This window comes from Mycobacterium sp. 852002-51961_SCH5331710 (genome assembly GCF_001665535.1).
Lineage (GTDB): Bacteria > Actinomycetota > Actinomycetes > Mycobacteriales > Mycobacteriaceae > Mycobacterium.
In genome coordinates, this window is record NZ_LZSQ01000053.1 from 110,918 (window position 1) to 130,633 (window position 19,716).

Here is a 19,716-nt window from a genome sequence, read left to right on the forward strand (position 1 = left end):
GACCAGGCACGACGCCGCTTGTCGGTGGCCGCGTGTAGCGTCTTGTGCATGTTCGAAAGTCTGTTCGATATCGACCCGGCCGCCTCGGAGGCGGACCTGCGGGAGGCGGTCGAGCGGTTCGAGCGATTGAAGTCGTCGGCCGCCGCAGCACAGGCCCGCGCGACCGCGTTGTGGAAGGCGAAGCGCCGCGCTGCCGAGGAGGCCGCGGGTGTGCCGGCGAACCGTCGGGGCCGTGGCCTGGCAAGCGAGGTCGCGTTGGCACGTCGTGACGCGCCGGTGCAGGGCGGCCGTCATCTCGGTTTCGCCACGGCCCTGGTCGATGAGATGCCCTACACCCTGGCGGCCTTGGAGTCCGGAGTGCTTTCGGAGTGGCGCGCCACCCTCATCGTGCGTGAGTCGGCGTGTTTGAGTGTCGAACATCGCCGCCGACTGGACGCCGAGATGTGCCGAGACACCGCGCGGCTCGAAGGGTGGGGTGACAAGCGGATCGCGGCGGAAGCCAAGAAGATCGCGTGTGCACTCGACGTCGAAGCGGTCGTGGACCGCAGCGCGAAGGCCGCCTCGGACCGGTGCGTCACCATCCGTCCGGCGCCCGACACGATGACCTGGGTCACCGCTCTGCTGCCCGTCGCACAAGGGGTGAGCGTCTATGCCGCGTTGAAACGCGCAGCCGACACCACATTCGACGATCGGTCGCGCGGTCAGGTCATGGCGGACACCATGGTGGAGCGCGTGACCGGACGTCCGGCCGAGCGACCCGCGTCCGTGACGCTGAACCTGGTGATGGCAGATACGACGCTGACGGCTGACGACGATTCACCCGCCTGGCTGGACGGCTATGGCCCCGTACCGAGTTCGATCGCGAGATCGCTGACCGCTGATGCTGTCGCCGACGGAGCCGCCAGGGCGATGTTGCGGCGCCTGTATCGGCATCCGCGCAGTGGTCAACTCGTTGCGATGGATTCACAAGCCCGCCTGTTCCCGAAGGGGTTGGCGGCGTTCATCGGTGTCCGCGACCAGACGTGCCGAACCCCCTACTGCAACGCGCCGATTCGCCACCGCGACCACGCGGTGCCGCGGCACCGGGCCGGACCGACGAGCGCGGTGAACGGCCTCGGGGAATGCGAGGCCTGCAACTACGCCAAGGAAGCGTCGGGTTGGTCGGTGACGACCAGTGAACGCGACGGCGTCCACAGCGCCGAATTCACGACGCCCACCGGGGCCACCTACCGATCCACCGCACCCCCGCTACCCGGACCGCCGGTGCGAGCCGTCAGCATGATCGAGGGCCGACTCAGCGTCGACCTGATCACGTTCGACGCTGCGTGACGTACCAGTCCAACAGGTCCGGGTCGTCGACAGCGCTGCGCTCGACCACCTTGGCGGCATCGGCCCCCTGGAACAGCTTTTTGATCGGCACTTCGAGCTTCTTGCCCGTGCGAGTGTGCGGAACGCCTGGCGCGGAGATGATTTCGTCGGGCACATGCCGCGGCGACACCTCCTCGCGAATGGTGTTCTTGATGCGGTCGCGCACCTCGTCGGTCAGTTCGGCATCGCCGGCGAGCACCACGAACAGCGGCATCCAATAGCCACCGTCGGGCTGGTCGACACCGATGATCAGCGCCTCGGCCACCTCGGGCAACCGTTCGACCGCCTGGTAGATGTCGGCGCTGCCCATTCGGATGCCATGCCGGTTCAGGGTCGAGTCCGACCGACCGTGCACGATGACGCTGCCGTGATCGGTGATCGTGATCCAGTCGCCGTGCCGCCACACACCGGGAAACATCTCGAAGTAGGCTGCGCGGTACCGTGATCCGTCCGCGTCGTTCCAGAACCCGACGGGCATGGACGGCATCGGCTTTGTCACCACCAGTTCGCCGACCTCATTGCGGACCGGCTTACCCGATTCGTCCCAGGAGTCCAGGGCACATCCGAGGTAGGGTGCCGACAACTCGCCGGGCCACACCGGAACGGTGCGCACCCCGCCGATGAAGGCCGACACCACGTCGGTGCCGCCGCTGATCGAGGAAACCTGAACGTGCTCACCGACGTTGTCGCGCAACCACAATGACGACGACGGCGGAAGCGACGATCCGGTGATACCGACCGTGCGCAACGCCGACAGGTCGTGCTCCTTGCGGGGCACCGCCCCAGCCTTCGCGCAACCCAGCACATAGCCGGGGCTGGTCCCGAGCACCGTGGCCTTGATACGCGCAGCGATATCCCAGAGCGCATCGGGACGCGGCGCGTTGGGGCTGCCGTCGTAGCAGACGATCGTTGATCCGACCAACAGCCCGGCCACCTGGAAGTTCCACATCATCCAGCTGGGGCTCGTGTACCAGAAGAAGATATCGTCGCGGCCGATATCCGACTGCAGGCCAACCGCTTTGAGGTGTTCGAGTAGGACGCCGCCGTGCCCGTGCATGATGCCCTTGGGCAGTCCCGTGGTGCCCGACGAGAACAGGATCCACAGAGGGTGGGCGAAGTCGACCGGTGTGGTGGTGAGGTCCGCGCTGCTCGCGTCCGCGAGGTCGGGCGTCATCACCGTCGCGCGAAGCGTCGGCAACCCTTTCTGCAGTTCGGTGATTTCCGCGCTCTTGTCGTGGAACTTACCTCCGTAGGTATAGCCCTCGGTGGTCACCAGCACGGTCGGTTCGAGCTGGCCGAGGCGATCCAGCGCGGCCTTGGCCGAATAGTCTTGGCCGCACGCACTCCAGGTGGCGCCGATGCTTGCGGTCGCCAGAAAGGCGATGACAGCCTCGGGAATGTTCGGCAGGTAACCGACCACGCGGTCGCCGGCTTTCACCCCGAGATCGCGCAGTGTATGAGCGAACGCCGCGGTACGCCCCAACAACTCCGCCCACGACACCTCGACGACATCACCGCCCTCGCGGTGGTAGAGGATCGCGGGCCGATCCGAGCGTGCATTGCGGATCACCTGGTCGACGTAGTTGAGCTCGACTCCCGGAAACCACTGCGCCCCCGGCATATCCGCGGACGCGAGCACCTTCTCCGGTCGCTCGCCGAGTTCGAAGTAGTCCCACAGCGCGGCCCAGAACCCGTCCAGGTCATCGGTGGACCACTGCCACAGCGATTGGTAATCGGGAAGGTTCTGGCCGGTGCGCTGCCGCACGAACCGCGCGAAATCGGTGACCCTCGCCCCTGCGACGTCGGCCTCCGTCGGTGTCCATTGTGGGGTGGCGGTCATCGGGCGCTCCAACCGCCGTCCATCGTGTACGACGCTCCGGTCACCATCGCCGCGGCCGATGAGGCGAGCCAGGCGACCAGCGAGGCAACTTCTTCGGGTTCGACAAGTCGCTTGATCACGCTCTCCTTCAACAAAATATCCGAAATCACCTTATCCTCGCCGATGCCGTGGGTGCGGGCCTGATCGGCGATCTGTTTGGTCACCAGCGGGGTGCGCACGTAGCCGGGATCGACGCAGTTGCTTGTGACGCCGTGCGGCCCGCCTTCCAGTGCAGTCACCTTCGACAAACCCTCGAGTCCGTGTTTCGCGGTGACGTAGCCGCTCTTGAACTCCGAGGCGCGAAGTCCGTGCACCGAGGAGATGTTGATGATGCGGCCGAACTCCTGGTCGTACATGTGCGGCAACGCCGCGCGGATCAGCAGAAACGGCGCCTCGAGCATCAGCGCCAGGATGAAGCGGAATCGCTCGGGCGGAAACTCGGCGATCGGACTGACGTGTTGGACTCCGGCGTTGTTGACCAGGATGTCCGTCTCTAGCTCGAGGTCCTCGAGCGCGGATACGTCGGAAAGGTCCACCGCCCAGGGCTTTCCACCGATCTCAGCCGCTACCCTCTCGGCGCCGTCCTCGTCGAGATCTGCCACCGTGACCGTCGCCCCGCCCTGCGCCAGCGCCCGTGCGCAGGCCGCGCCGATCCCGCTCGCACCCCCCGTCACCAAGGCGGTGCGTCCGTCGAGATCGCTCATACGACCCCGGCCTTGGCGAGTTGCTCACGGTCGGCCGCATCGAGCGTCGCGAGATCGAGGCCCTTGGTCTCCCGGGTGAACAATGCGGCGACCAAGGTGATCAGCGAGGCGCCCGCGAGGTACAGGGCGATCGGAATCGCCGAGCCGAACTTGTCGAGAAGCCAGGTGGCGATCGCGGGTGCCAGCGATCCGGCGATGATCGATGTCACCTGATAGCCAAGGGACACACCGGAATACCGCATGCGGGTGGGGAACATCTCGGCCATGATCGCCGGCTGCGGCGAGTACATCAGCGCGTGGATGACCAGACCGAGGATGATCGCGGCCATGATCAACCCGTAGGAGCCGCTGTTCATCATCGGGAACGCGAAGAAGCCCCACGTCCCCCCGGCGATCGCGCCGACGATGTACACCGGTCGCCGACCGAACCGGTCAGACAGTCGACCGACCTGCGGGATCACGATGAAGTGCACGGCGTGCGCGACCAGCAGCCACCACAGGATGTCGCTGGTGTCGGCCCCGACGTGCGTCTTGAGGTAGACGATCGAGAACGTGACCACCAGGTAGTACATGATGTTCTCGGCGAACCGCAGACCCATCGCGGTAAAAACACCACGGGGATAACGCTTCAGCACCTCGACCACACCGTACGAGACGGCCTTGACCCGCTCGACCTCCTCCTGCGCCGCGACAAAGATCGGGGCGTCGGTGACCTTGGTGCGGATGTAGTAGCCGATCAGCACGACCACAGCCGACAGCCAGAACGCGACCCGCCACCCCCAGGACAGGAACGCGGCCTCGGGCAGCACGCCGGTCAACACCAGCAGCACGACGGTCGCGAGCATGTTGCCGACCGGCACCGCCGCCTGCGGCCAGCTGGCCCAGAACCCCCGTTTGTCGGCGGGGCTGTGCTCGGCGACGAGCAGGACCGCTCCGCCCCATTCGCCGCCCACCGCGAAGCCCTGCATGAACCGAAGTACCACCAGCAGGATCGGCGCCCACACGCCGATCTGCCCGTAGGTCGGCAGGCAGCCCATGAGGAAGGTGACGGCACCCACGAGCAGGATCGCGAATTGCAGCAGCTTCTTGCGGCCGTACTTGTCACCGAAGTGACCGAAGACGACGCCGCCGAGTGGGCGGGCCACGAACCCGACGGCATAGGTCAGCAGCGCCGCGATCAGCCCGCTGGCCTCGCTGGTGCCTTCGGCGAAGAACACCTTGTTGAAAACCAATGTTGCGGCGGTGGCATAGAGGAAGAACTCGTACCACTCGACGACGGTGCCTGCCATCGAGGCGACGACGACGCGTTTGAGGCCGGTGGGGACCGATGCGCCGGCGTTATCGGCATCTGTGACACCCATCGCACACTCCTTCGGGCTGTGACGGCAGACAAGACGCCTGTGAGTATTCACGCAGATACCGCACCGAGCAATGGCGAAAGCTGCAGGAGGTATCTGCAAAAATGCAGTTGTGCTGTCTCCAGTGCCTCAGCCGCCCGGTCGTCGGCGACCGAGCGCCGACGACCTCCTCGTCCTGCTGGCCGTCGGCCGTTCCGGCCGGTACAACGCCGCGGCGGAGGAGCTCGGGCTGAACCACACCACCATCTCCCGCCGTATCGCCGCACTCGAGGAGTCGGTGGGGGGTCGGGTGTTGGCTCGCGGTGCCGGCGGATGGGAGCTCACCGACCTCGGCCGCGACGCCTTGGCCGCCGCAGAGGTCATCGAGTCGGCCGTGCGCTCGCTGGCCGTCGACACCGCCGGCGACCGGGCACTCGAGGGCGTTGTCCGGATCTCGGCCACCGACGGCTTCTCGGCCTACATCGCGGCGCCCGCCGCCGCACACGTGCAACGACGGCATCCGAAGGTGGCCGTTGAAATCGTCGCCGCCACCCGCCGGGCCACTCAGCAGAGGTCCGGGCTGGACGTCGAGGTCGTTGTCGGCGAACCCAAGGTGCACCGGGCCAGGGCGATCCGGCTCGGCGACTACTGCCTCGGCCTCTACGGGTCGCGCGACTACCTCGCCGAGCACGGTACGCCGGACACCGTCGCCGACCTGGACCGTTATCCGCTGGTCTACTTCATCGACTCGATGCTGCAGGTCGACGATCTCGATGCGGCGACCAGCTTCGCGCCCGCCATGCGTGAATCCGTCACGTCGACAAACGTTTTCGTCCATGTCGAGGCCACCCGCGCGGCCGCGGGCCTCGGGCTGCTGCCGTGCTTCATGGCCGACCGCCATGACGATCTCGTCCGAGTTCTGCCCGCCGACGTTTCGGTACGGCTGACGTACTGGCTGGTCACCCGCGGCGAAACATTGCGGCGCCCCGAGGTGGCCGCCGTCGTCGAGGCGATCCGAGATCGGATGCGCGACCAGCACGACGTGTTGTTGGGCAAGCGATAACGTCGACAGCATGCCGTTCATCGATCACCCGAAGGGCCGGGCCTACTACCGCCACTGGGCGTCCGAACAACCGCGTGCGACGGTGATCTTCCTGCACGGCTTCGGCGAGCACACCGGCCTGTACCACCGCTACGGTTTCGCGCTCAACGCCGCGGGCATCGACCTGTGGGCAGTCGACCAATTCGGCCACGGCCTCAGCCCGGGCACCCGCGGGGACTTCGGATCGATCGAGGACAGCTCCGAGCTGGCCGACGCCGTGGTCTCGCTCGCCGAAAGCGTGACACCCGGACTGCCGCTGATTGCGCAGGGGCATTCGTTCGGTTCGATCGTGACGCTGTTCCGGCTGCTCGACCAACCCGAGCGCTATGCGGGCGGGGTCATCTCCGGCGCCCCCTTGGTGCCGATCCCGGCGATGCTCGACAACGACACCTCACTCGATCTCGACCCTGGTTGGCTGTCGGGCGATCCGTTCTATCTCGACCAGTTGGAGAACGATCCGTTGGCGTTCGTCGACGCCGATGGCGCTGCGCTGACACGCGAACTCGACCGGGCCTGGGACCGGTTCGGCGCAGCCCTGCCGAAGCTGACGGTGCCGACCCTGGCCGTGCACGGTTCGGTCGACCCCATCGCCCCGGCCGGTGCGGTGCGGGCGTACGCCGAGCAGATCGACGCGCTGCGTTTCGCCGAGTTCGAGGGCGCTCGTCACGACATCCTCAGCGAGACCGTGCACCGGGAGGTCGCGGCCGCGATCGTGAAGTTCATCGACGAGCTGTCATAACAGGCCGCCGGCACAACGAAAAGGGCTTAGAGCCAGGTGTCGTCGGTGGTCGCGGTGAGGAACGCCTCGAGATCGTCACGCCAGTGCGCGGGCGTGTTCTTGTCCGGCTCAATGCCGGTGTACTGCCCGCGATAGAACAACAGCGGTCGCGGCTTCTTGTGCGGCACGTCCGACAGCGAATGCACCGCACCGAACACGACGTAGTGGTCGCCTCCGTCGTGCACCGAGTGCACCGAACAGTCGATGTGGGCGAGCGTGCCTTCGATCACCGGCGAGCCGAGTTTCGATTGATACCACTCGATTCCGGCGAACTTGTCGGGTTCCTTCGAACCGAACCGCGCCGAGACATCCTTCTGTTTCTCGTGCAGCACGTTCACACAGAAGTGCCCGCTGGCCTCGATCGCCTGCCACGAGCGTGACACCTTCGTCGGGCAGAACAACACCAGCGGCGGATCCAGCGACAGCGCGGCGAACGATTGGCATGCGAATCCGATGGGCGCGTCGTCGTGCATCGTCGTGATCACCGTGATGCCGGTGCAGAACTGTCCGAGCACACTGCGGAAGGTGCGCGGATCGATCGGTTCGGCCGCCATTATCGAGTGATCTTCACCGTCACTTGAAGCCGACGCTGAAGTCGTGGCCCCACAGGCTGACAGCGGTGCTCTCCCGCGCGACCCAATCGTCGTTGTCGACCTGCAGGCCCTCGCAACCGAATTCGACGTCGAAGCCGCCGGGTGTCTTCATGTAGAACGACAGCATTTTGTCGTTGACGTGGCGGCCCAGCGTCGCCGACATCGGCACCTTGCGGCGCAGCGCGCGGTCCAGGCACAGCCCGACGTCGTCGGAGTTCTCCACCTCGACCATCAGGTGCACGATGCCGCTGGGCGTCTCGCCCGGCATGAAGGCGAGGCTGTGGTGGCGGGGGTTGACCCCGAAGAAGCGCAGCCATGCGGGTGCGCCGTCGGCGGGCCTGCCGACGAGTTGCGGTGGCAGACGCATCGAATCGCGCAGATAGAACCCGAGCACGTCACGGTAGAAGTGGAGCGATTCAGCGTCGTCGCGGGTGGTCAGCACCACGTGCCCCAGGCCCTGCTGCTCGGTGACGAACTTGTGGCCGTACGGGCTGACCACGCGACGGTGTTCGAGCGCGACGCCGTGGAACACCTCGAGCGTGTTGCCCGACGGGTCGTCGAACCGGATCATCTCGTCAACGCGGCGTTCGGCCAGCTCGGCGGCGGAGGCCTCCTTGTACGGCACACCCTCGATGTCGAGCCGGTTCCGGATGTCCTGCAGCTGCGCGGCGTTGGCGGTCTCCCAGCCGGACTGCAGCAGCCGGTCGTGCTCGCCGGGCAGGATCACCAGGCGGGCGGGGAACTCGTCCATCCGCAGATAGAGCGCTCCCTCCGTCTGGCCGGAGCCCTCGACCATCCCGAGAACCTTGAGGCCGTATTCGCGCCACGCCGATACGTCCGTGGCCTCGATCCGAAGGTAGCCAAGCGATTTGATGGTCATCGAGCACCCCCGAGGAAATTGATCGTGAGCTTGTTGAACTCGTCGAACTTCTCCAGCTGAGCCCAGTGCCCGCACTGCCCGAAGACGTGCAGCTGCACCCGCGGGATCTGCTTGAGCGCCACCAGCGCGCCGTCGAGTGGATTCACGCGGTCCTCGCGACCCCAGATCAGCAGCACCGGCTGACGCAGCTTGTACACCTCGCGCCACATCATGCCGAGCTCGAAATCCGCGCCCGCGAACGACTTTCCCATCGCCTTGGCCGCCGCCAGCGACTCGGGCTGGCTGGCGATCGCGAAGCGCTCGTCGATCAGCTCCGGCGTGACCAGGTTCTGGTCGAAGACCATGATGCGCAGGAACTTCTCCAGGTTCTCGCGCGTCGGCTCCCCGGTGAACTTGCCCAGCAGCTTGACGCCCTCGGTGGGATCGGGTGCGAACAGGTTCACCGACAGCCCGCCGGGCCCCATCAGCACCAGCCGGCCTGCCCGCTTGGGGTTGTCGAGCGCGAACCGCACCGCGGTCCCGCCGCCGAGTGAGTTACCCACGAGCGCGGCGCGTTCGATGCCGAGGTGGTCGAACAGTGCGAGCAGCGCCGTCGCGCTGTAGCGGTTGTACTGCTCGTGTTCGGTGTGCTTGTCGGAGTGCCCGTACCCGGGCTGGTCCACGGCGATGACGTGGAAGTGCCGGGCGAGCACCGCGATGTTCTTCGAGAAGTTCGACCAACTCGATGCGCCCGGCCCACCGCCGTGCAACAGCACCACGGTCTCGGAGTGGCCGACGCCGGCTTCGTGGTAGTGCAGCCGCATGTCTCGTTCACCAGCGCGCACCTGCGCGTACCGAGACGTCGATTCGAAGGTGACCTCGACCTGCTGCTCGGTCTCCTGGATGTATGAGGTCATCAGGCCTTCCCGTTAAACCATCGTGTCTTGAGGCGGCAGTCCGAACTCGTTGTTGCCGAAGATCAGGTAGGCCCGTTCGGGATCGTTGGCCGCGTGCACGCGCCCTGCGTGGGCGTCACGCCAGAACCGTTGCACCGGTGCGTCATTGCTCAGCGCGGTAGCACCGGACGCCTCGAACAGGCGGTCGATCGACGCGATCGCGCGGCCGGTCGCGCGCACCTGGTCGCGGCGGGCGCGGGCGCGCAGCTCGAATGGGATGTCCTGGCCCGCCTTCAGCAGGGCGTACTCGTCGCCGACGTTGCCGATCAGCTGGCGCCACGCCGCGTCGATGTCGCTGGCGGCCTCGGCGATCCGGATCTTGGCGAACGGATCGTCCTTGGCCTTCTCCCCCGCGAATGCCGCCCGCACGCGCTTGCCCTGGTGCTCGACGTGGGCATCGTAGGCGCCGTACGCCATACCGACGATCGGAGCGGAGATGGTGGTGGGATGCACTGTGCCCCAGGGCATCTTGTAGACCGGCGCGGTGTTGGTCTGCAATCCGCCCGCTGTGCGGTCGTTCATCGCCTTGTAGGACAGGAAGCGGTGCCGCGGCACGAACACGTCCTTGACCTTGAGCGTGTTGCTACCGGTGCCCTTGAGGCCGACCACGTGCCACACGTCGTCGATCTCGTACTCGGACCGCGGGATCAGGAAGCTGCCGAAGTCGACCGGCTTGCCGTCCTTGATCACCGGACCACCGACGAAAGTCCAAGTGGCGTGGTCGCATCCGGACGACCAGTTCCACGAGCCGTTGACGATGTAGCCGCCGTCGACGACGGTGCCCGCACCCATCGGCGCGTACGACGAGGAGATCCGCACGGCCGGGTCGTCGCCCCACACCTCTTCCTGCGCCTTCTGGTCGAACAGCGCGAGGTGCCAGTTGTGCACGCCGATGATCGAGCTCACCCACCCGGTCGAGCCACAGGCACTGGCCAGCCGGCGCACCGCCTCGTAGAAGAGCGTCGGATCGCACTGCAGCCCGCCCCACTGCTCGGGCTGGAGGAGCTTGAAGAAGCCGACCTCGTTGAGTTCGTTCACCGTGTCGTCGGGGAGGCGACGCAGATCCTCGGTGGCCTGCGCACGTTTGGCGATCAGCGGCCGTAGGTCGTCGATCCCGGCTAGGACCGACTGCACGTCACGCTGTTCAATGGACGTCACTGATGTGCCTCCCGGTATAGGACGGACTGCGATGAGCACTCACGCGAAGCGCGAATCGCTTAGCCGTCAGATTAGAACACGTTACGATTCGTGTCGAGTAGGGCATACCTGTAGGACCTGGACCTGCACACATGCATTTCTGTAACCTGTTCTAGTTATTGCCCGGGTCGGCAGAAGTGCCGGACGTGAGAGGTGGACGCGAAAGTGACCGACGAGCCGCTCGGCAGCCATGTGCTCGAGCTGGAACTTGCCGATGTCATCACCGAGACCGATGACGCGCGCTCGCTGGTGTTCAGCGTGCCCTCCGGCGCCGATATCCCCGCCGAACGGTTGCGCTACGCACCCGGGCAGTTCCTGACACTGCGGGTCCCCAGCGACCGGACGGGTTCGGTGGCGCGCTGCTACTCGCTGTGCAGTTCTCCGTTCACCGACGATCGGCTGACCGTCACCGTCAAGCGCACCGCCGACGGGTACGCGTCGAACTGGTTGTGCGACCACGCGCACGCCGGCATGAAGATTCACGTGCTCGCACCCTCGGGCACCTTCGTGCCCAAGACGCTCGACACCGATTTCCTACTGCTGGCCGCGGGTTCCGGCATCACACCGATGATGTCGATCTGCAAGTCGGCACTCGCCGAGGGCAGCGGCAAGGTCGTGCTGGTTTACGCCAACCGCGACGAGAAATCGGTGATCTTCGGCTCGGCGCTGCGCGAACTGAGCGAGAAGTACCCCGAACGGCTGGTCGTCGTGCACTGGCTGGAGACCGTGCAGGGTCTGCCGAGCGCTTCGGCGCTGGCCGCGCTGGCCGCCCCCTACACGGCGCACGATGCCTACATCTGTGGCCCCGGCCCATTCATGGCCGCCGCAGAGGAGGCCGTCAAGGGTGCGGGGTTCCCTGCTGAGCGCGTGCACATCGAGGTGTTCAAATCGCTGGACTCCGACCCCTTCGCGGCAGTGGTCATCGAGGAGGACGACAGCGAGGAAGGGCCGGCCACCGCCATCGTCACGCTCGACGGCGAGACCCACGAGGTGCGGTGGCCCCGCAACGCCAAACTGCTCGACGTGCTACTGGACAAGGGCCTGGACGCACCGTTCTCCTGCCGGGAGGGTCACTGCGGCGCGTGCGCGGTGCTGAAGAAGAGCGGCGAGGTCGAGATGGACGTCAACGACGTCCTCGAGCAGTCCGACCTCGACGAGGGCCTGATCCTGGGCTGCCAGGCCCTGCCCCGTTCGGATTCGGTCGAAGTCACCTACGACGAATAGCGCGCGGGCTAGCATTCGCCGCACGTGGAAGGGAGCAATGTGACGAACCGGTTGACCGGCGTCGCTGCGGCGATCTCGGCGGTGCTGCTGGCGCTGACGCTCATGGCACCGACACCGGCGGTCGCGGCCGTCGACACCGCGGACTCGTCGATTCCGGTCGACCCCGCCACCAACCTCGAGATGCACGTGAGCGCGAACTGCATCGCGGCCCAGGCCATGTGCTTGTTCGACGCCAACGCCAATCTGCGCCGTGGCCCAGACATTCTGGGCTTCCCCGGCGACCTGTGGGCGCGCCAGACCACCACGCTGCGCACCATGGACCGCGGCGTGTACATCAACTTCACCTTCGATGCGCCGAACACCCGGTCGTTCAAATCGCTGACCGACGTGGAGTTCACGACGATCTACTTCGGTGGCGGACCGCCCGAGAAGTTCCGGTTCCACGGCAACGCCTGGCCCGTCGATCAACGCACGGGCGGGCCCCGGACCGACGTGCCGCTGATCGTGTGCTCGCACATCCAGGTGGTCTACGGCGGGGTCAACATCACCTCGCCGGACACCTGCGCGCAGGCCGCATTCAGCTAGCGAGGCAGACCGAGAAGCCTCTCGCCGGCAAGGGTGAGCAGGATCTGCTCAGTGCCGCCCGCGATCGTCAGGCAGCGGGTGTTGAGGAAGTCGAACACCGTCGAGTTCTCGACCACTCCGCCGCCTTCGGAGAGCTCCATCCGCAACTCGGCGAGCGCCTGCCGGTAGCGCACTCCGATCAGCTTGCGGGCGCTGGCCTGCGGGCCCGGATCCTGGCCTCCCACAGCCAGTTCGGCGATCTTCTGATCCAGTAGCGAGCCGACCTGCGCCGCCACGATCAATGAGCCGAGCCGATCCTGACCGGCCACGTCGAAGTCCAGCGTGGCGATCTGCTTGAGCAACTCCTCCATCGGGTTGCCTAGGGCCGTGCCGTGCGCCATCGCGACGCGCTCGTTGGCCAGCGTGGTGCGGGCCAACCGCCATCCGTCGTTGACCTCACCGACGACCATCTCGTCGGGCACGAAGACCTCGTCGAAAAAGACCTCGTTGAAAAGGTTGTCGCCGGTGATCTCGCGCAGCGGACGGATATCGATTCCCGGCGAGGACATGTCGACCAGGAAGTACGTGATTCCCTTGTGCTTCGGTGCATCCGGATCGGTGCGCGCCAGGCACACGCCCCACGCCGCCTTGTGCGCCGCCGAGGTCCACACCTTCTGGCCCGTCAACTTCCAGCCCGAGCCCTCACGAACGGCCTTCGTGCGCAGCGCCGCGAGGTCCGAACCGGCGCCCGGTTCCGAGAACAGCTGACACCACAGCAGTTCACCCCGCAGCGTGGCGGGCACGAACTTCTCGATCTGCTCCTGGGTGCCGTGCTCGAGAATCGTTGGCGCGGCCCACCATCCGATCACCAGGTCGGGCCGCGCGACGCCCGCCGCCGCCAACTCCTGGTCGATCAGCAGCTGCTCGGCCGGCCCGGCGCCGCGGCCGTACGGTTTGGGCCAGTGCGGCGCCTGCAGGCCTGCGTCGGCGAGCGCGGCCTGTTGCTTCTCGACGGGCAGCGCGGCGATTTCCGCGACCGCCGAAGCGATTTCGGGTCGCAGATCGGCGACCGATTCGAGGTCGATCTGCAGGTCGCGGCGCACACCCTGTTGCGTCAGCGCGGCGATCCTGCGCAGCCAGCGTTGCGCTCCGCCGAGGAAGTGCGCGAGGCCGTAGGCGCGGCGCAGGTACAGATGCGCGTCGTGTTCCCAGGTGATCCCGATGCCGCCCAGCACCTGGATGCAGTCCTTGGCGTTTGCCTTCGCGGCGTCGATCCCGACGGCGGCGGCCACCGCGGCGGCGATCGACAATTGGTTCTCGTCGCCCTCGGCAACGGCCCGTGCCGCATCGGTCGCGGCCACCGAGGCCTGCTCGGAGCGCAGCAGCATCTCGGCACACATGTGCTTGATGGCCTGGAAGCTGCCGATCGGCTTGCCGAACTGCTCGCGCACCTTGGCGTACTCGGTTGCGGTCTGCAGGGCCCACCGCGCCAGGCCGGCGGCCTCGGCGGCCATGACGGTCGCGGCGATGTCGATCACCCGTTGTGCGGGCACACCGACCGCCTCGGCGAGTGCATTCTCGAGCACCACGCGCGCCAGCGGCCGGGAGAAGTCGGTGGCCTTGAGCGGTTCGACGGAGACGCCGTCGGCGGCGGCATCGACCGCGACGAACCCGTCGCCCGCCGGCAGCAGCAGCACCCCGGCCTCGTCGGCACCGAGCACGTACTCGGCGGTGCCCGAAGCGCGGCCGTCGGCGAACCGAACATCGGAGGTCAACGCCGCCCCGGCGACGCGCTCCCCCGAGGCGAGGGCCTGCAGAATCTCAGACGATTCGAGCACCAGCGTGGCCAGCGCGGTCGTGGCGACCGGACCCGGCACCAGCGCCGCGGCCGCCTCGTCGACCATCGCGCACAGGTCGCCGACCGTGCCGTCCGCGCCGCCGTGTTCCTCGGGCAACGCCACCCCGAAGATCCCGAGTTCGGCCAGCCCGCCGTAGGGGCGACGCCAGGCGTCGCTCTGCCCCTGCTCGACGTCGCGCGCCGCGGCGATGACGCCGGAAGCGCTTGCCCAGTCACGAACCAGCTCCCGTACGGCCGACTGGTCGTCGGCGATGGTTCCAGGGGATGCGAGTGACACCGTCCACTCCTAGCTATTGGGTGAGAAGGCGGTGCTCCTCACTAGAACGTGTTCTAATAGTGCCAGCGACCGACCGTCAAGTCGACCGCCATTACAGCAGCACACGTCGGTGCCAACGCGGGCGTCGAGGTGAGAAAAAGTGCATCGGCATGCGTATCGCTTCCAGCGATAACGCGTCACGAAGGAGAAGCCCGCCGCATGTCCGGCCCGTCTCAGCCAGCCGCCGCCAACCCGGGCTCGGGGTCGGAGTCCCGACCGCGTCAGGTGATGAACGTGGCGGTCCTGTCCGAATCTGAGCTCGGGTCGGAAGCCCAGCGCGAGCGCCGCAAGCGGATCCTGGACGCCACCCTGGCCATCGCCTCCAAGGGCGGTTACGAAGCCGTCCAGATGCGCGCCGTCGCCGAACGGGCCGATGTCGCGGTCGGCACCCTCTACCGGTACTTCCCGTCCAAGGTCCACCTGCTGGTCTCCGCGCTGGGGCGCGAGTTCGAACGCATCGACGCCAAGACCGACCGGGCGTCGCTGTCGGGTGGCACGCCCTATCAGCGGCTGAACATCATGGTGGGCAAGCTCAACCGCGCGATGCAGCGCAACCCGCTGCTGACCGAGGCCATGACGCGCGCGTTCGTGTTCGCCGATGCGTCGGCGGCCGGCGAGGTCGATCACGTCGGCAAGCTGATGGACTCGATGTTCGCGCGCGCCATGAGCGACGGTGAGCCGACCGAGGACCAGTACCACATCGCCCGCGTCATCTCCGACGTGTGGTTGTCGAACCTGCTCGCGTGGCTGACCCGGCGGGCCTCGGCGACCGACGTCAGCAAGCGGCTGGACCTGGCGGTGCGGCTGCTCATCGGCGACGGGGAGCACCCTAAGATCTAGGCGTGCTTCCTGCGGATCTGCAGCGCGCGCTCACCGCGGCCGCCGCGACACCACGGCTGCTCATCACGTCCGATTTCGATGGCACGCTGGCGCCGATCGTCAGCAACCCGGCCGACGCGCGGCCACTCGCCGAGGCCGCCGACGCACTGGTCGCACTCGCCGATCTCCCGGACACCACCTCCGCGCTGATCTCCGGGCGCGCGCTCGAAGTCCTGCGCGAGTTGTCGGGAATGCCGGTGTCGGTGCACCTGGTCGGCAGCCACGGCGCCGAGTTCGCCTCCGGCTTCGCCCATGAGGTCGACGACGCTCTGCTGCAACGGATCACGGCCGAACTAAACCAGATCGCGGACGGCAAGCCGGGTGTGACCGTCGAGACCAAACCCGCCAGTGTCGCCCTGCACGTGCGCAACGCCTCGGCCGGTGACGGGCAGGCCGCGCTCACCGAGGCGCGCGACGCATCGTCGAATTGGGACGCGCAGCTCACCGAGGGCAAGGCGGTGTTGGAGTTCGCGGTGATCCAAACGGACAAGGGTGAGGCGATCGACATCCTGCGATCACAGGAAAACGCCACGGCCGTGGTGTTCTTCGGCGATGACGTCACCGACGAGAAGGCGTTCCGAAGGCTCAGCGGCGACGATGTCGGCGTGAAGGTCGGCCGCGGACAGACACTGGCGACCTACCGGGTCGAAACGCCGGAAGACGTTGCGACGGCGTTGAAATACCTCCTCGACGCGCGTCGCGACCACGGCGGCTGACGATCTACGCGGGCGGACCCGCCGTGCGGCCCCGGACCACCTCGGTGTCGAGCATTTCGACCACCGGCAGACCCGATCGCGGCGGATGGTGCAGCAGCCGTCCCGCCCGCCTGCCCTTCTCGATGCTGGGTTGAATGACGGTGGCCAGGCCGCGCCGCAACGCCTCGGGCACTCCGTCGAAGCCGGTGACCGTCATCTGCCCGGGAACGTAAATGCCGTGTGCCCGTAGATAATCCATCGCCGAGAGCGCCAGCACGTCCGCCGTGCACATCAACGCGGTCAGCCGGGGGTTGGCAGCCAGGGCGACCTCGGCGGCCTCCCCGCCCGAGGTGGGCAGGTGCTCGTAGCTCTCCACCACGGTCAGCGATTCCGGGTCGAGCCCGGCCGCGCTCATCGCATCGCGCACCCCCGCGATGCGCTCCCGTTGCACGTGAAAGTGCGGGGTCTGAAGCCGTTCGGGGTCGGCGACGATCGGCCCGGGCCCGCCCTCCGGGCGGTCGCGTCCCAGCCTCATCGTGAGCACACCGATCTCCCGATGACCAAGTTGCACAACGTGTTCGGCGAGCCGGCGCATGGCACCGCGGTCGTCGATGCACACCCGCGAGGCACCCGGCACGTCCTTGGGCTGGTCGACCACAACCATCGGGAGGTGGCGCTGCTGGACGATCGCCAGATACGGGTCGTCGTCGGAGGCCGAGTAGACGGCGAAGCCGTCGACTCCGGCGGCGAGGATCGCCGCGGTTCCGTCGTTTACGTCGCGTTTGGGTCCGATCGCCACGAGCAGCAGCCCCTGCCCGGCTTCTTCACACGATTCGGCCAGGCCCGCGACGAAGTCCAGCGCGGCCGGATCGCTGAACGAGTAGTTGAGCGGCTCGGTGATCATCAGCCCGACCGCGCCGGCCTTGCGCGTCCGCAGCGACCGCGCCACCGGGTCCGGTCCGGGGTAGCCCAGCCGCTTGGCGGTGGCGAGAACCTGCTCGCGAAGTTCCGCCGACAACTGGTCCGGCCGGTTGTAGGCATTCGAGATCGTGGTGCGCGAGACCTTCAACTCGGCGGCCAGAGAAGCGAGCGTGGCACGCCGTCGCGGCGTGGGACTCCTCGGCATGCTCCGTGAGGGTAGCCGACCGCGCCTGGCGCTTAGGTGACCAGCACCCGATCGGCGGTTTGTCTCAGGCCTCGCTGCCCTGCCCACACCACCGCCCAGACGCTGCACGCGACCGTGACGATGACGAAGCTGGGCGGTGCGTTGAACATCGCCGACAGCCCGAGGCCCGCCCACACCGCGGCCAGGCTGAACCCGGTGGACAGCACGATTGCGCTACCCGGTCGCGGGGTCAGCATGATCGCCGCGGCTGCCGGGGTGACCACCAGCGCGAACAACAGCAGCGTTCCGACCGCCTGCACCGCCATCGTCACCGCCAGGCCGAGCAGCGCCATGAACGCCACCGACAGGGCGCGGACCGGCACCCCCTTCGCGTCGGCCACCTGCGCGTTGACCGAGGTGAACAGCAACGGCCGATAGATCACCGCGATGCAGACCGCCAGCACCGCGAGCAGCACCGCGAACATCGCGATCTGCTGGCGGGAGATCGCCAGCAGGTTGCCGAACAGCACGTTGGTCATCGTGCTCGAACTCTTGGTCGCCATCGAGTTGAAGAACAGCCCGAGGCCGGTCGCCATGGCCAGCACGGTTCCCGTGGCCACTTCGCGGTCGGCCGCCCGGCGGCCCAGCGCACCGATCACCAGGGCCCCGCCGATGCAGAACACCCCCAGCCCCACCCCGACCGGCACGCCGACCAGCACGGCGCCGGTCGCCCCCGGCAGCCCGATGTGGGCCAGCGCGTGGGCGGCGAACGCCGTGTTGCGCACGACGACGAAGTATCCGATGAGCCCCGCTGCGAGCGCGACGATCGTGCCGCCGATCAAGGCGTTGCGCATGAACGCCGACGTCATGATCTGAAACCAGTTCTCCTGGTAGCCAAGCGCGACGATCGTCGTGTTCATCACGTCCTCCGCATGTACAGCTCGCCCTGCGGTGTGTGCACGACTTCCACCCGGGCGCCGTAGAGGTGGCTCAGCAGTTCCTCGTCGACGACGCCGTCGAAGGCGTCGAAGTGCGCGTGCCCGTCGAGCAGATAGATGGCGCTGGTCAGCACGCCGAGTAGCGGGTTGAGGTCGTGCGCGACGACGAGGATCGTCACGCCGAACTCCTTGCTGATCCGGTCGAGCACGGCGACGATCTCGCGCTGGCTGCGCAGGTCGAGCGCGGCCAGTGGCTCGTCGAGGATCAGCATGCGGGGTTTGGACACCAGCGCCTCGGCCAGCGCGACCCGCTGGCGCTGACCACCGGAAAGCTGTGACAGCCGTTTGTCCGCCACCACCGTCGCATCGACGGCGGCGAGCACCCGGTCCACGCGCTCGTTGTCCTCGCGGCTCGGCCAGCGAAAGCCCCACCGGTGTCCGATGAGGCCGAGCATCACCGCGTCGCGCGCGCGAATCGCCTCACCGGAGGCCGACGCGTAGTTCTGCGGGACGTAACCGATCGACTTGTTCAGCGCACCGGCCGGCTCGCCGAAGACGCGGACATGCCCGGATGCCGGTGGAACGAGCCCGAGCACGATCTGCAGCAGCGTCGTCTTGCCCGCGCCGTTGGATCCGATGACCGCGACGATGCCGCCGGCGGGCACTTCGAACGTGGCCTCCGACCAGATCAACCGGCCGCCGCGGGCCGCGCTGACGTCTTCGAAAGTCAGCGCCGCCTGTTCGGCGCCCGGTGGCACGTCAGGTTCCGACACCGAGCGCCTCGCCGAGCGCGACCAACTGGTTCACCTGCCAACTCTCGAACGAATCGGCATCCGGCGGCAGGGTTTCGGTGATCTCGACCACCGGGACCCCCGCTTGATCGGCTGCCGCCCGAAGCTGTTGTGGCACGGCGCCTTCCGTCTGCACGTTGTAGATCAGGACGTCCACGCCACGGTCGGCCAGCAGTCGAAGGAACGTGTCGAGGTCGGCGGGGGAGGGTTCGGAATCGTTGGACGACGCGATCTGATAGCCGCGCGGGGTGCGGTCGGCCAGACCGAGCGCCGCGCCCATGTCGTCGAACGAGGTCTCGGTCGCCGCGTAGCTCTTGCCGGACGCTTTGGCCTTCAGGGAATCGATGAGGTCATGGTACGGCTCGAGATCTCTCGCGAGCACGTCGCGACGGTCGTCGAAGTACCCCGCCGCCTCCGGCGCAAGTTGGCGCAGTCGCGGGGGGGGCGGGGGGGCGCCGCCGCGGGGCCCCCCCCCGGGCGGGGCGGCGGGGGGGGGGGCCGGGCGCGGCGGGGGGGGGCCCCGCCGCCGCGCGCCCGCGGCCCCCCGCGGCGCCCGGGGGGGGGGCGGGGGGG

18 protein-coding genes and 1 pseudogene are annotated in these 19,716 nt (G+C 67.5%); 7 read left to right on the forward strand and 12 right to left on the reverse strand.

Annotated features, from left to right (window positions below; genetic code table 11):
• Positions 1-48 precede the first annotated feature (48 nt).
• Positions 49-1,329 carry an HNH endonuclease gene (locus A5752_RS09085; protein ID WP_067084452.1) on the forward strand — a complete coding sequence of 427 codons (1,281 nt, stop codon included), beginning with the start codon at positions 49-51 and terminating at the stop codon, positions 1,327-1,329.
• On the opposite strand, the gene A5752_RS09090 is transcribed toward A5752_RS09085, so the two are convergent.
• Genes A5752_RS09090 through A5752_RS09100 form a run of 3 tightly spaced genes read right to left on the reverse strand, consistent with a single transcriptional unit; the run spans position 1,310 to position 5,312 of the window.
• Entirely contained in the window at positions 1,310-3,208 is a 1,899-nt protein-coding gene (locus A5752_RS09090; protein WP_067084454.1) for an acetoacetate--CoA ligase, read from the reverse strand. The two genes, A5752_RS09085 and A5752_RS09090, sit on opposite strands and share 20 nt — an antisense overlap.
• A complete protein-coding gene (locus tag A5752_RS09095; protein WP_067084456.1) occupies positions 3,205-3,951 on the reverse strand; it encodes a 3-hydroxybutyrate dehydrogenase in 747 nt (248 codons plus the stop codon). The genes A5752_RS09090 and A5752_RS09095 overlap by 4 nt, the downstream gene beginning before the upstream one ends.
• On the reverse strand, positions 3,948-5,312 hold the full coding sequence (locus A5752_RS09100) for an MFS transporter (protein ID WP_067084458.1): 1,365 nt from the start codon (positions 5,310-5,312) through the stop codon (positions 3,948-3,950). Before A5752_RS09100 ends, A5752_RS09095 begins: the two co-directional genes overlap by 4 nt.
• 70 nt (positions 5,313-5,382) lie before the next feature.
• Between A5752_RS09100 and A5752_RS09105 the strand changes: the two genes are divergently transcribed.
• Both A5752_RS09105 and A5752_RS09110 read left to right on the forward strand, forming a co-directional pair.
• Positions 5,383-6,351 carry a LysR family transcriptional regulator gene (locus A5752_RS09105; protein WP_067084460.1) on the forward strand — a complete coding sequence of 323 codons (969 nt, stop codon included), beginning with the start codon at positions 5,383-5,385 and terminating at the stop codon, positions 6,349-6,351.
• A gap of 10 nt (positions 6,352-6,361) precedes the next feature.
• Positions 6,362-7,129: an alpha/beta fold hydrolase gene (locus tag A5752_RS09110; protein ID WP_067084462.1), complete on the forward strand. Its 768-nt coding sequence runs from the start codon at positions 6,362-6,364 to the stop codon at positions 7,127-7,129.
• Positions 7,130-7,155: 26 nt separating this feature from the next.
• Here the strand turns inward: A5752_RS09110 and hsaB are convergent, their stop codons facing one another.
• The 4 genes from hsaB to hsaA are packed head-to-tail and all read right to left on the reverse strand — an operon-like array spanning position 7,156 to position 10,734.
• Positions 7,156-7,722 (reverse strand): 3-hydroxy-9,10-secoandrosta-1,3,5(10)-triene-9,17-dione monooxygenase reductase subunit, encoded by a 567-nt coding sequence (gene hsaB, locus A5752_RS09115; RefSeq protein ID WP_067084466.1) that lies wholly within the window; start codon positions 7,720-7,722, stop codon positions 7,156-7,158.
• 19 nt (positions 7,723-7,741) lie between these two features.
• A complete protein-coding gene (gene hsaC / locus A5752_RS09120; protein ID WP_067084467.1) occupies positions 7,742-8,641 on the reverse strand; it encodes an iron-dependent extradiol dioxygenase HsaC in 900 nt (299 codons plus the stop codon).
• Positions 8,638-9,537, reverse strand: a complete 900-nt coding sequence (hsaD, locus tag A5752_RS09125) for a 4,5:9,10-diseco-3-hydroxy-5,9,17-trioxoandrosta-1(10),2-diene-4-oate hydrolase (RefSeq protein ID WP_067084468.1) — start codon at positions 9,535-9,537, stop codon at positions 8,638-8,640. Before hsaD ends, hsaC begins: the two co-directional genes overlap by 4 nt.
• A gap of 12 nt (positions 9,538-9,549) precedes the next feature.
• The gene (hsaA, locus tag A5752_RS09130; protein WP_067084470.1) at positions 9,550-10,734 is read right to left on the reverse strand and encodes a 3-hydroxy-9,10-secoandrosta-1,3,5(10)-triene-9,17-dione monooxygenase oxygenase subunit; all 1,185 of its coding nucleotides are present in this window, start codon (positions 10,732-10,734) and stop codon (positions 9,550-9,552) included.
• A 204-nt stretch (positions 10,735-10,938) separates the two neighbouring features.
• Here hsaA and A5752_RS09135 point away from each other — a divergent pair, with 204 nt between their 5' ends.
• Both A5752_RS09135 and A5752_RS09140 read left to right on the forward strand, forming a co-directional pair.
• Positions 10,939-11,997 carry a ferredoxin--NADP reductase gene (locus A5752_RS09135; RefSeq protein WP_067084501.1) on the forward strand — a complete coding sequence of 353 codons (1,059 nt, stop codon included), beginning with the start codon at positions 10,939-10,941 and terminating at the stop codon, positions 11,995-11,997.
• Positions 11,998-12,036: 39 nt separating this feature from the next.
• Positions 12,037-12,582 (forward strand): hypothetical protein, encoded by a 546-nt coding sequence (locus tag A5752_RS09140; protein ID WP_197500583.1) that lies wholly within the window; start codon positions 12,037-12,039, stop codon positions 12,580-12,582.
• Here A5752_RS09140 and A5752_RS09145 read toward each other — a convergent pair.
• On the reverse strand, positions 12,579-14,696 hold the full coding sequence (locus A5752_RS09145; RefSeq protein WP_067084472.1) for an acyl-CoA dehydrogenase family protein: 2,118 nt from the start codon (positions 14,694-14,696) through the stop codon (positions 12,579-12,581). The genes A5752_RS09140 and A5752_RS09145 overlap by 4 nt on opposite strands.
• Positions 14,697-14,969: 273 nt before the next feature.
• Here A5752_RS09145 and kstR point away from each other — a divergent pair, with 273 nt between their 5' ends.
• Positions 14,970-15,575, forward strand: a complete 606-nt coding sequence (gene kstR, locus A5752_RS09150; protein WP_197415570.1) for a cholesterol catabolism transcriptional regulator KstR — start codon at positions 14,970-14,972, stop codon at positions 15,573-15,575.
• A gap of 2 nt (positions 15,576-15,577) precedes the next feature.
• Positions 15,578-16,330, forward strand: coding sequence for a trehalose-phosphatase (gene otsB, locus A5752_RS09155; RefSeq protein ID WP_067084476.1), 753 nt, complete (start codon positions 15,578-15,580; stop codon positions 16,328-16,330).
• 4 nt (positions 16,331-16,334) lie between these two features.
• Here otsB and A5752_RS09160 read toward each other — a convergent pair whose 3' ends face one another.
• The 4 genes and pseudogenes from A5752_RS09160 to A5752_RS09175 form a co-directional block, all read right to left on the reverse strand.
• On the reverse strand, positions 16,335-17,435 hold the full coding sequence (locus A5752_RS09160) for an Rv3575c family transcriptional regulator (protein WP_067084478.1): 1,101 nt from the start codon (positions 17,433-17,435) through the stop codon (positions 16,335-16,337).
• A gap of 32 nt (positions 17,436-17,467) precedes the next feature.
• Entirely contained in the window at positions 17,468-18,334 is an 867-nt protein-coding gene (locus tag A5752_RS09165) for a metal ABC transporter permease (protein WP_067084480.1), read from the reverse strand.
• Complete coding sequence (locus tag A5752_RS09170; RefSeq protein ID WP_231983367.1) at positions 18,334-19,125, reverse strand: metal ABC transporter ATP-binding protein; 792 nt, start codon at positions 19,123-19,125, stop codon at positions 18,334-18,336. The genes A5752_RS09165 and A5752_RS09170 overlap by 1 nt, the downstream gene beginning before the upstream one ends.
• A pseudogene (locus A5752_RS09175) lies at positions 19,112-19,579 on the reverse strand (metal ABC transporter solute-binding protein, Zn/Mn family); the annotation flags it as partial. The gene A5752_RS09170 and the pseudogene A5752_RS09175, both read right to left, overlap by 14 nt.
• Positions 19,580-19,716: the final 137 nt, after the last annotated feature.

Bases quoted from the DNA above. Each gene is read 5' to 3' on its own strand.
- A5752_RS09085 (WP_067084452.1), top strand. From the start codon at position 49: ATGTTCGAAAGTCTGTTCGATATCGACCCGGCCGCCTCGGAGGCGGAC.
- A5752_RS09090 (WP_067084454.1), bottom strand. From the start codon at position 3,208: ATGACCGCCACCCCACAATGGACACCGACGGAGGCCGACGTCGCAGGG.
- A5752_RS09095 (WP_067084456.1), bottom strand. From the start codon at position 3,951: ATGAGCGATCTCGACGGACGCACCGCCTTGGTGACGGGGGGTGCGAGC.
- A5752_RS09100 (WP_067084458.1), bottom strand. From the start codon at position 5,312: ATGGGTGTCACAGATGCCGATAACGCCGGCGCATCGGTCCCCACCGGC.
- A5752_RS09105 (WP_067084460.1), top strand. From the start codon at position 5,383: ATGGCGAAAGCTGCAGGAGGTATCTGCAAAAATGCAGTTGTGCTGTCT.
- A5752_RS09110 (WP_067084462.1), top strand. From the start codon at position 6,362: ATGCCGTTCATCGATCACCCGAAGGGCCGGGCCTACTACCGCCACTGG.
- hsaB (WP_067084466.1), bottom strand. From the start codon at position 7,722: ATGGCGGCCGAACCGATCGATCCGCGCACCTTCCGCAGTGTGCTCGGA.
- hsaC (WP_067084467.1), bottom strand. From the start codon at position 8,641: ATGACCATCAAATCGCTTGGCTACCTTCGGATCGAGGCCACGGACGTA.
- hsaD (WP_067084468.1), bottom strand. From the start codon at position 9,537: ATGACCTCATACATCCAGGAGACCGAGCAGCAGGTCGAGGTCACCTTC.
- A5752_RS09160 (WP_067084478.1), bottom strand. From the start codon at position 17,435: ATGCCGAGGAGTCCCACGCCGCGACGGCGTGCCACGCTCGCTTCTCTG.
- A5752_RS09165 (WP_067084480.1), bottom strand. From the start codon at position 18,334: ATGAACACGACGATCGTCGCGCTTGGCTACCAGGAGAACTGGTTTCAG.